This window comes from Kitasatospora sp. NPDC059817, assembly GCF_042731835.1.
Taxonomy (GTDB): Bacteria; Actinomycetota; Actinomycetes; order Streptomycetales; family Streptomycetaceae; genus Kitasatospora.
In genome coordinates, this window is sequence record NZ_JBHWIR010000026.1 from 1 (window position 1) to 10859 (window position 10859).

7 protein-coding genes are annotated in these 10859 nt (G+C 72.7%); 1 reads left to right on the plus strand and 6 read right to left on the minus strand.

The genetic code is table 11. The features are described from left to right. Positions 1 to 601: 601 nt before the first annotated feature. Positions 602 to 1363 carry a TIGR03936 family radical SAM-associated protein gene (locus ACFV61_RS08540; protein WP_380490741.1) on the minus strand — a complete coding sequence of 254 codons (762 nt, stop codon included), beginning with the start codon at positions 1361 to 1363 and terminating at the stop codon, positions 602 to 604. A 308-nt stretch (positions 1364 to 1671) separates the two neighbouring features. Continuing rightward, a complete protein-coding gene (locus ACFV61_RS08545) occupies positions 1672 to 3615 on the minus strand; it encodes a TIGR03960 family B12-binding radical SAM protein (protein WP_063347557.1) in 1944 nt (647 codons plus the stop codon). Positions 3616 to 4098: 483 nt separating this feature from the next. Here ACFV61_RS08545 and ACFV61_RS08550 point away from each other — a divergent pair, with 483 nt between their 5' ends. After that, positions 4099 to 5391, plus strand: coding sequence for a M14 family zinc carboxypeptidase (locus ACFV61_RS08550; protein ID WP_380490743.1), 1293 nt, complete (start codon positions 4099 to 4101; stop codon positions 5389 to 5391). A gap of 131 nt (positions 5392 to 5522) precedes the next feature. Here the strand turns inward: ACFV61_RS08550 and rodA are convergent, their stop codons facing one another. The 4 genes from rodA to mreC are packed head-to-tail and all read right to left on the minus strand — an operon-like array spanning position 5523 to position 10708. Beyond that, a complete protein-coding gene (gene rodA / locus ACFV61_RS08555) occupies positions 5523 to 6722 on the minus strand; it encodes a rod shape-determining protein RodA (RefSeq protein WP_063347559.1) in 1200 nt (399 codons plus the stop codon). Then, positions 6719 to 9094: a penicillin-binding protein 2 gene (mrdA, locus tag ACFV61_RS08560; RefSeq protein WP_380490745.1), complete on the minus strand. Its 2376-nt coding sequence runs from the start codon at positions 9092 to 9094 to the stop codon at positions 6719 to 6721. The genes rodA and mrdA overlap by 4 nt, the downstream gene beginning before the upstream one ends. 51 nt (positions 9095 to 9145) lie before the next feature. Beyond that, positions 9146 to 9787, minus strand: a complete 642-nt coding sequence (gene mreD / locus ACFV61_RS08565; protein ID WP_063347560.1) for a rod shape-determining protein MreD — start codon at positions 9785 to 9787, stop codon at positions 9146 to 9148. A 3-nt stretch (positions 9788 to 9790) separates the two neighbouring features. Further along, the gene (gene mreC / locus ACFV61_RS08570) at positions 9791 to 10708 is read right to left on the minus strand and encodes a rod shape-determining protein MreC (RefSeq protein WP_380490747.1); all 918 of its coding nucleotides are present in this window, start codon (positions 10706 to 10708) and stop codon (positions 9791 to 9793) included. Between the last annotated feature and the right edge of the window lie 151 nt (positions 10709 to 10859).

Genomic DNA, 10859 nt, shown 5'->3' on the forward strand with positions numbered 1-10859 from the left:
CGACCGTCTCGGCCGACTCGGCGGCCGCACCCTGCGCGGTGCACGCCGGGCGGGACACCGCACGGCGACGGCGGCGCGGCGGCGCCGCGGAGGTGCCTTCGCCGCCGGTCGGGGCGGTCTCGTTCTGTTCCGTCGCCGCGTTCTGCTGCGGATCGGTGTTATCGAGCATGCGGGTGGATCTCCCGTCAGGCCCCCGGGCTCCACATCCGGGCACGGCACGGCACCCGTGGCCGGCCGGCATCGCGAGGATGCTCGGGCCGGACCCTTTCACGGTGCCGCCGCGCGGACGCGAGGCCGCACAGGGGCTCGTAGTCTCGCTCGGCGCCCCGCCGCACGGCGGGGTGTCGAAAGTCTTCTGGTCTGACCAGTCTTCTGAGGTTTTCCCAAGCTGCGCCGTTCCCCAACCCCGGGTGGCTCCCGGACGGGGTTCCCGGGCCCACCGACCGTCCTGGTCGGCGGGCCTCAGGTGGCCGGCCTGTGCTGCGACGACGCTCGCTCCCCTGGGGAGCCGCGGGAACCTGGAGGACCGTCGGGCCCAGTGAGGCACTGGACCCGGCCTCCGCCCGTCAGGCGGACGCGGCCCCGCGCACCCCGGCGGCTGTCAGCCGGCCGGGGCCGCGGCGCGGTCGAGCGCCAGCGGGTCGGTCACCGTGCCGGACTCCTCGTCGAGCGGCCCCTGCGCCAGCCTGGTCACCTCTGCGGGGACCGGCGGCGCCAGGTCGGCCGTCACACGGAGACCGGACAATACGTCGTCGGGTCGTACGGCTGGTGTGGCGTGTCGTACTACCAGGCGCAGTATCGCACAGGGAGGGCCGGTCCGAACATCGCGGTCCGCTTCGGCCGCCGTGTCCGCACCGTCGACGACCTGCGGCGCGGCGATCTCGAGCGCCGCCACCGGACCGCGCGCGTCGAAGACCCGCACGCCGTTCTTGGTCACGCGTTCGACCTCGACCCGCTCGGCGGCGAGGAACACCGCGACCGCGCGGGCGGCCTCCTGCGGCTCGACGCCGTCCAGCCGGACCAGCCACTCGGAGGCCTCCAGGCGCTCCACGAAGTTCGGCGTCCGGACCTCGACCGCGTCGATCACGTCCAGTCCGGTCGGCAGCGACTCGTCCAGCTGTGCCCGCAGTTCCTCCGGGTCACGGAGGGCGGCCAGGCCGATCTCCAGGTACTCCGCCTCGCTCGCCACCCCGGTCGGGGCCGCGTTGGCGTAGGACACCTTCGGGTGCGGGGTGAAGCCGGCCGAATAGGCCATCGGCACGGAGGACCGGCGCAGGGCGCGCTCGAAAGCGCGCTGGAAGTCGCGGTGGCTGGTGAAGCGGAGCCGGCCGCGCTTGGTGTAGCGGAGACGGATCCGCTGCACCGTCGGCGCGGGCGGAGGACCGTCGGGCGTACGGCGTGCCAGGGTCGCTCAGTCCTTAGTCAGTTGTCCCCGTCCGGCGCGACGGCTGCCGCCGCTGTCCGGACTCTGTCACCTCAAAGGGTACGCGCCCCGCCACCCCCCTCGTCCCGCCCCTGGTCAGCCGCCCCCCGACGCCCCCGGCCGCCGTCCGCCCGGCGAACGCATGGAGCCCTCCCCGATTCCCGGGGAGGGCTCCATCCGTCACTTCGAGCACGTCACGCGGCCCGGACCCGCCCGATCCGCGCCATCCGTACCACCCGCACCATCAACTAGCCCTGCGGGGCAGCCCCGTTGACCACGGCCAGCGGCAGCAGCTTCTTCCCGGTGGGACCGATCTGGATCTTGAGGTCCATCTGCGGGCACACGCCGCAATCGAAGCACGGGGTCCACCGGCAGTCGTCGACCTCGACCTCCTCCAGGGCGTCCTGCCAGTCCTCCCAGAGCCAGTCCTTGTCGAGGCCGCTGTCCAGGTGGTCCCAGGGCAGCACCTCCTCGTAGGTGCGCTCGCGGGTGGTGTACCAGTCGACGTCGACGCCGGTGCCGGCCAGGCCCTTCTCGGCGGAGGCCATCCAGCGGTCGTAGGAGAAGTGCTCGCGCCAGCCGTCGAAGCGGCCGCCGTCCTCGTAGACGGCGCGGATGACGGCGCCGATGCGGCGGTCGCCGCGGGACAGCAGGCCCTCGACGATGCCGGGCTTGCCGTCGTGGTAGCGGTAGCCGATGTTCTTGCCGTACTTGCGGTCGCCGCGGATCGAGTCGCGCAGCTTGGCCAGCCGGGCGTCGGTGGCCTCGGCGGACAGCTGCGGGGCCCACTGGAACGGGGTGTGCGGCTTGGGCACGAACCCGCCGATGGAGACGGTGCAGCGGATGTCGTTCTGGCCGGTGACCTCGCGGCCCTTCTGGATGACGTTCTTCGCCATCGCGCCGATCTGGAGCACGTCCTCGTCGGTCTCGGTGGGCAGGCCGCACATGAAGTACAGCTTCACCTGGCGCCAGCCGTTGCCGTAGGCGGTGGCGACGGTGCGGATCAGGTCCTCCTCCGACACCATCTTGTTGATCACCTTGCGCATGCGCTCGCTGCCGCCCTCGGGGGCGAAGGTGAGGCCCGAGCGACGGCCGTTGCGCGACAGCTCGTTGGCGAGGTCGATGTTGAAGGCGTCGACGCGGGTGGACGGCAGCGACAGGCCGATCTTGTCGTCGCTGTAGCGGTCGGCCAGGCCCTTGGCGATGTCCCCGATCTCGGTGTGGTCGGCGCTGGACAGCGACAGCAGGCCCACCTCCTCGAAACCGGTCGCCTTCAGCCCGCGCTCCACCATCTCGCCGATGCCGGTGATGCTTCGCTCCCGCACGGGGCGCGTGATCATGCCGGCCTGGCAGAAGCGGCAGCCGCGGGTGCAGCCGCGGAAGATCTCCACGGACATCCGCTCGTGCACGGTCTCCGCGAGCGGGACGAGCGGCTGCTTCGGGTAGGGCCACTCGTCGAGGTCCATCACGGTGTGCTTGGACACCCGCCACGGCACGCCCGGGGCGTTCGGCACGACGCGGCCGATCCGGCCGTCGGCCAGGTACTCCACGTCGTAGAACTTCGGCACGTACACCCCGCCGGTGCGGGCGAGGCGCAGCAGCAGCTCGTCGCGTCCGCCCGGGCGGCCCTCGGCCTTCCAGCCGCGGACGAGCTCGGTGATGTCGAGCACGGCCTGCTCCCCGTCGCCGACCACCGCGCAGTCGATGAAGTCCGCGATCGGCTCGGGGTTGAACGCGGCGTGGCCGCCGGCCAGGACGATCGGGTCCTCGTCGGTGCGGTCCTTGGCCTCCAGCGGGATGCCGGCCAGGTCGAGCGCGGTCAGCATGTTGGTGTAGCCGAGCTCGGTGGAGAACGACAGGCCGAACACGTCGAAGGCCTTCACCGGGCGGTGCGCGTCCACGGTGAACTGCGGGACGTCGTGCTCGCGCATCAGCGCTTCGAGGTCCGGCCAGACGCTGTAGGTGCGCTCGGCGAGCACGCCCTCGCGCTCGTTGAGCACCTCGTAGAGGATCATGACGCCCTGGTTGGGCAGGCCGACCTCGTAGGCGTCGGGGTACATCAGCGCCCAGTGGACGTCGCAGGCGTCCCAGTCCTTGACGGTCGAGTTGAGCTCGCCGCCGACGTACTGGATCGGCTTCTGGACGTGCGGGAGGAGGGCCTCCAGGCGTGGGAAGACCGATTCGACAGTCATGTACTAGGAACCCTTACGACGTGATTCGGTGCCGCGCGCATCGGCAGGCGACGGCGGGGAGGGGTGACCCTCAAGGGTAGCCCAATCCGGGGAAAGGCCCGCTGGCTCACCCCCGGGCTCACCCCCCGCCCGGGCCGGGCACCCGCCCGCGCTCCGGCGCGGCCGCCCCGGTCCGGCCCGCCCCGGCACGCGCAGTGCGCGCCCGCCGCCCGGCGCCGTCCGCCGTTGACATGCCCGGACCACCCATGCGGTACTGACAGGGCCCCGCCAGAGACCTCTGCACCCCTTCCGGACAAGGGAGTTGGGCCGTACGCTCGACCCCCTCGCCGACTCCCCCCGGCGACCCGTCCCCGGCGCGCAGGGCCCCGCCCCCGGCCCCGCAGGCCGCGTCCGTCGGCGCCCCCGCGCGCCCCGGCGGCCCGACGGCCCGACGAGCCGGGCGGCCGCGCGAACACACCCCAGGGGACACGCCCTAGGAGAGCCATGACCGACACCGACCGGCGGGTCCGCCCGCCCCGGCCCCTCGGCAGCCGGGCGGCCCGCTACCCCGCGCCGACCCAGGCCGAGGCCGCGGCCCGGCGGCTCGCGCTGCGCCACCCGGAGCGGTGCCGGCTGCGCGAGGTGGGCCGCTCGCGGGCCGGGCGCCCGCTGCTGCTGCTGTCCGTCGACCGGGGCCCGCGCGCGGTGCTGGTCGTCGGCGGCCCGCACCCCAACGAGCCGATCGGCACGGCCGGCGCCCTGCGGCTGGCCGAGGTGCTGCTGGCGCGCCCCACCCGGCCCGGCCTGTCCTGGCATCTGCTGCTCTGCCTGGACCCGGACGGCGCCGCGCTCAACGCGGGCTGGCTGGACGGGCCGCTCACCATGCGCCGGCACTACGAGCACTTCTTCCGCCCCTCGTTCGAGGAGCAGCCCGAACTGCTGCCGGCCGCCGACGCGGGCCGGCCCCCGATGCCGGAGAGCCTGGCGCTGACCGGCCTGATCGACGAGCTGCGCCCGTTCCTGCAGTGCTCGATGCACGGGGTGGACTTCGGCGGCGCCTTCATCCAGCTGACCGCTCCGGTGCCCGGGCTGCCCGAACTCTTCGCCTCCTCGGTGCGCCGGGCCGGCATCCCGCTGGACGTCGACCCCTTCGACGCGGTCGGCTGGGCCAGCCCCTTCCCCGGCACCTATCTGATGCCCTCGGCGGACGGCGCCGGCCGGTCACGGGCGCTGCCGGACGAGCCGGAGCTGTCCACCTGGTCGTACGCCGGCCGCCACGGCGGGGTGACGGCCGTGCTGGAGGTGCCGATGTGGGCCGTGGACGCGGTCGGCGACGGCCGTCCGCACCCGGCGGCGGACCGGGCGGTCGGCGCCGCGGCCCGGACGCTGCGCGAGCGCGCCGAGGAGCTCTCCGGGCTGCTGGCCCACGTGCCCGCGCACACCCGGGCGGCGCACGGCGCACTGGTGCGCGCGGCCGGGTTCACCCTGGAGTTCTGCCCGTCGGTGGCCCAGGAGTGGCTGGCCCGCTGGTGCGCCGAGCCGCTCACGGTGTCCCGGGTGACCACCGCCGGGATCGTCGCGGCCCGGATCCCGCTGCGGGTGGCGTCGACGGTGCTGCGGCTGCTGGCGGACAGCGGCGGTCCGACCGTGGCGGCGGCCCGGGGCCGGGCCCGCGACATCGTCACCGAGAGCCTGGGTCAGCTGCACCACCGCTTCGGCGCCCGCTGGGTGCCGGTCCAGGAGCAGCTGGCCCACCAGGTCCGCGCGGCGCTCACCGCCGCCGACTGCCTGCTCTGACCGGGGCCACGGCCCGCCGCAACCGGGCAACAACTACCCACTCACAGCGCCCAGTTGAAAAACACCAAGGGCCGACCCGAGAAATTCCCGGGCCGGCCCTCGACCGACGAACGCGTGGACGGACAGTCCGCTCAGGCCGCTATCGGCCGCTGGCTGCGGACCGCCTGGAGCAGCCCGATCGCGATCCAGACCGCGAACATCGACGACCCCCCGTAGGAGACGAACGGCAGCGGGATGCCCGCCACCGGCATGATGCCCAGGCACATCCCGATGTTCTCGAAGGCCTGGAAGGAGAACCAGGCGATGATCCCCGCGGCCACGATCGTCCCGTACAGGTCGGTCGCCTGCCGGGCGATCCGGCAGGCCCGCCACAGCACCACGCCGACCAGCAGGATGATCGCCAGCGCCCCGACGAAGCCCAGTTCCTCACCGGCCACCGTGAACACGAAGTCGGTCTGCTGCTCCGGCACGAACTGCCCGGTGGTCTGCGTCCCGTGGAACAGCCCCTTGCCGGTCAGCCCGCCCGAGCCGATCGCGATCCGGGCCTGTGCGGTGTTGTAGCCGACGCCGGAGGGGTCCAGCTGCGGGTTGGCGAAGGCCGCGAAGCGGTCGATCTGGTACTTGCTCAGCACCCCGAGCTTCCAGATCGCCACGCACCCGCCGGTGCCCGCCACCAGCAGCCCGAGCACCCAGCGGTTGGCCGCCCCCGAGCCGAGCAGGATGCCCAGCACGATCGCGGCCATCACCATCACCGAGCCGGCGTCCGGCATCAGCAGCACGACGCACATCGGCAGGAAGGCCCAGACCAGGCCGCGGAACACCGCCCGGTGCGAGGGGTACTCCCGCTCCCCCGCGTCCACCTGGTCGGACAGCACGACCGCCATCGCCAGCACGATCCCGAGCTTCGCGAACTCGGCGGGCTGGATGGAGAAGCCGCCGCCCAGCTGGATCCAGGAGTGCGCGCCGTTGATGGTCGAGCCCAGCGGGCTGAGCGTGGCGAGCAGCATCAGGATCACGCCGATGTACAGGAACGGCACGAGGGTGCGGAAGCGCCGGCTCCCTATCCCTATCACCACCGAGCACAGCACCAGCCCGACGACCAGGTTGGTCAGGTGCCGGTACAGGAAGTACTGCGGGTCGCCGTGGGTGAGCGAGTCCCGGCCGCGGGTGGCCGACCAGACCAGCAGGGAGCTGCCGAGCGACAGGGCCAGCGCGGCGAGCAGCAGTATCCAGTCCAGCCGCCACAGCGGGGAGTCCTTGGCCAGGGCCTTGGAGACCCCGCTGCGCTGCGGGCTCAGCCGCAGTTGCCGGTAGGAGCCGTAGGAGGTCATGCCCGCCCCCTTCCCGGGCCGCGGTTCGGTTCGAGTGCGGCGTCGGCCGCGGTGCCCGGGGCGGGCCGGTCGTTCGGCTGCGCCGGGTCCAGGAAGGCAGAGGCCGGGGCGGGTTCGCCCGGCACCTGTTCCAGGAAGGCCGGCGCCGGGCCGGGCAGACCCTGCGCCTGGTCCGGCGACGCCAGGAGGCCCGGGCCCGCGACGGCCTGCACCGGGCCGACGGTGTCGGCGGTGTTGGTCGTGTCAGCAGTGTCGACGGTGTAGGCCGCCGGCTTGATGATCGCGGTGCCGTCCGGGTTGAACTTCGGCAGTTCGGCCTGCGGCGCGGGCAGCAGCGCCTTGCCGTTGTCGATGTTGCCCTTGTCGTCGACGCCGTACAGCGCCTGGTAGATCCGGCGAACCGCGTCGCCGGAGCCGCCGGAGCCGGTGCCGCCCTGGCTTATCGTCATGACGACCGCGTAGTCCTTGCTGTACGTGGTCAGCCAGGAGGTGGTCTGCTTGCCCTCGACCTCGGCGGTGCCGGTCTTGGCGTGCAGCTCGATCTTGTTCTGCGGCCAGCCGGCGCCGGAGAACTTCCAGGCGGCGGTACCGCCGGTGATGACGCCCGCGGTGGCCTGGTCGATGTAGCTCAGCAGCTTCTGGGAGCCGGGGAACTTGCCGTCCTCGTGCGGGGCGATCTCGCGGACGAGGTCCCCGCTCGGGCTTATCACCGCCTTGGCGATGGTCGGCCGGTAGAAGGTGCCGCCGTTGGCCAGCGCCGAGTAGATCCGGGCCATCTGGACCGGGGTGACGAGCGTGTCGCCCTGGCCGATCGCGAAGTTGACGGCGTCACCGGCGCGCATCTGGTAGCCGTCGACGCAGTTCTCCTTGGCGATCTGGTCGGAGAAGCTGGTGCCGCCCTTCTGCGCCTGCGCGCACCAGGCGTCCTTGTTGTTGTCGTAGAAGGACTGCTTCCACTGCCGGTCCGGCACCCGGCCGGTGACCTCGCTGGGCAGGTCGATGCCGGTCTTGGCGCCGAGGCCGAACTGGTGGGCGGTCTTGAAGAACCAGTCGCCCGGCTCCTTCTTCGGCTTGATGCCGCCGTCCTTCATCCACTGGTCGTACGCCAGGCCGTAGAAGACGGTGTCGCAGGAGACCTCCAGCGCCTTCTCCAGGGAGATGGAGCCGAAGTTCTCGCTCTCGAAATTCTTGAACTCGCGGCCGCCGATGGTCATGCTCTTCGGGCACGCGTACGTCCCGTCCAGCGAGTAGCCGGCCTCGACGGCGGCGGTGGTGGAGACGACCTTGAAGGTCGAGCCGGGGGCGGACTGACCCTGTATGGCCCGGTTCAGCAGCGGGAAGTTGGAGTCCTTGCTGGTCAGCGACTGGTAGTCCTTGCCGGTGATGCCGCCCACCCAGAGGTTGGGATCGTAGGTCGGCGCACTGGACATCGCGACGATCCGGCCGGTGTGGACGTCCATCACCACGGCGGCGCCGGAGTCGGCCTCGTAGTTGCGGTTGGTGACCTTGTCGAAGGTCTTCCGGGCGTCGGCCATGGCCTGCGCCAGGTTGTCCTCGACCACCTTCTGCACCCGGGCGTCGATGCTGGTGACCAGGTTGTTGCCGGTCTGCGGGGCGGCGGTGCCGGCGGTGCCGATCACCCGGCCGAGGTTGTCCACCTCCAGCTGGGTGATGCCGGCGGTGCCGCGCAGGTCGCGGTCGTACACCGACTCCAGGCCGGCCCGGCCGATCTGGTCGGCCGGCAGGTAGCGGTCCAGCCCGGCCTTGGAGGCGGTCTTGCTGACCTCCTCGTCGGTGACCGGCGAGAGGTAGCCGAGCACCTGCGCCATGTTGGCGCCCTCGGCGCCGGTGTAGCGGCGCACGGCGGTGGGCTGCGCGGTGACCCCGGGGAAGTCCTCGCGGCGTTCCATTATCTGCATCGCCTGCTGGGTGGTCGCCTCCTTGGTGACCGGGATCGGCTGGTAGGGCGAGCCGTTCCAGCAGGGCTGCGGGGTCTTGGCGTCGCAGAGCCGGGTCTTCTCCTGCACGTCCTTGGCGGGCATCCCCAGCACCTCGGCCAGCCGGCCGAGCACCGCCTTGCCGCCGTCCTTCTGCTGCAGCAGCGAGGTGCGGCTGACCGAGACCACCAGCCGGGCCTCGTTGCCGGCCAGGATCCGCCCGGAGGCGTCCAGGATCTCGCCGCGGACGGCCGGTTCGACCACCTCGCGGATGTGGTTGCCGGTCGCCTTGGCGGTGTAGACGCTGGCGTTGCGGATCTGCAGGTACCACAGCCGTCCGCCGAGGGTGGCGAGCAGCGACAGGACCAGGATCTGCAGCACCACCAGACGGATCGTCACCCGCCGGGTACGGCCGGTCTCGGGGATGTTGCTCACGTCTCGTGCGCTCCAGGATGCGGGAAGTCGGGAGGTCGGGGGCCGGGCCGGTTACGGGCGCCGGACGAAGCCGGGCATGCGCCGCTTCTTGTAGGACGGGCCGGACGAGGCCTCGCGCGTGGTGCGGTAGCGGGCCAGCGTGCCCAGGCCGGAGCCGCCCTGGTCGTCATCGGTGGCCGCGGTCACCGGGTCGCGCCCGAAGCGGCGGCCGACCAGCATCACCAGCGGCACCACGAACGGCGCCAGCAGCACGTCGTACAGCAGGGCGCTGACCACCAGGCCGCCGAGGCCGACGTGCCGGGCCGCGGTGTCGCCGACCAGGGCGCCGACCATCGCGTACAGCAGGGTGGAGGCGACCGCCGCGGCGGCCACCACCATCAGCGCGCTGGACACCGACCGCTGGCGGCCGTGGTCCGGGCGCAGCAGCCCGGCGGCGTAGCCCATCAGGCAGAGCACCAGCGCGTAGCGGCCGATCGCGTGGTCGGAGGGCGGCGCGAGGTCGGCCAGCAGGCCGGCCGAGAAGCCGACCACGCAGCCGCCGGACGGCCCGTAGACCATGGCCAGGCCGACCACGACGAGCAGCAGTATGTCCGGGGTGGCCCCCGGGAGCTGGAGCCGTCCGAAGACGCTGACCTGGAGGATCAGGCCGAGCAGGATCAGGCCGGCGGAGACGGGGATGCGGGCGAGGCGCATGGCTCAGTTCCCCCCAGTGGGCTTGGCGGGCGGGGCGGCGGGCGCGGCCGGGGTCTGGGCCGGGGCCGGCGGCAGGACGGCGTCGCGCGGGTCGGCGCGCGGCGGCACGACCACCACGCCGACCAGGTCCAGCCGGGTGAACTGGACGAAGGGCTCGACCAGGATGGTCTTGGTCAGCTGGCCCGGGGTGGCCTCGACCTCGACGACCTTGCCGACCGGCACGCCGGGCACGAACGGGCGGCCGCTCTGCGAGCCGAAGGTGACCAGCCGGTCGCCAGCCTTGACCTGGGCCTTGCCGTTGAGCAGCGAGACCTTCATCGGGCTGGTGCCGCCGCCGGAGGCGAAGCCGATCTCGCCGGAGGCCTCCAGCCGGGTGCCGGCCGAGAAGCCGGGGTCGGAGGCGAGCAGCACGGTGGCGGTGGTCGGGGCGACGGTGGTGATCCGGCCGACCAGGCCCTGACCGTTGATCACCGTCATGTCGCGGGTGAGGCCGTCGTCGCTGCCGGCGTCGATGGTGATGGTCCAGGAGAAGCCCTGGGCCGGGCCGATCGCGATGACCTGGGCGGCCTTGACGGTGTAGCCGCCGGCGCCGGCGGTGCGCAGCAGGTCGTCGAGCTGCTTGGTGCGCCCGGTGGCCATGTCGGAGGAGGCGAGCTTCTGCCGCAGTTCGGTGTTCTCGCGGGCGAGCTCGTCGGTGCGGCCGTTGTTGGAGGCGGCGTCGCGGAAGGCCCGGACGGTGTCGGCGACCGGGTCGACGACGGTGGCGGCGCCGCGCTCGACCGGGCCGAGGACGCTGGCGGCGGCGTGTCGGGCACCGCCGAGGGGGGAACTCTCACCGCCCTTGATGTCCACGGTGACGAGTGCGAAGGCGACGGCCACCAGCAGGATGAGCAGCAGCCGGCTTTCTCGTGTGTCCCTCACGGTGCTGGTACTGCCCCTTCGTACCTGGTCGGGGGGGCGGGGGGGGGGTGGCGGTCGGGTGACCCGTTCAGTTGTTGGTGGTGGGGTGGTTTGGTGGTCCGGGTGGGGGTGTGGGGGAGGTGAATAGGGAGGGACGAGCACGCCAAACACC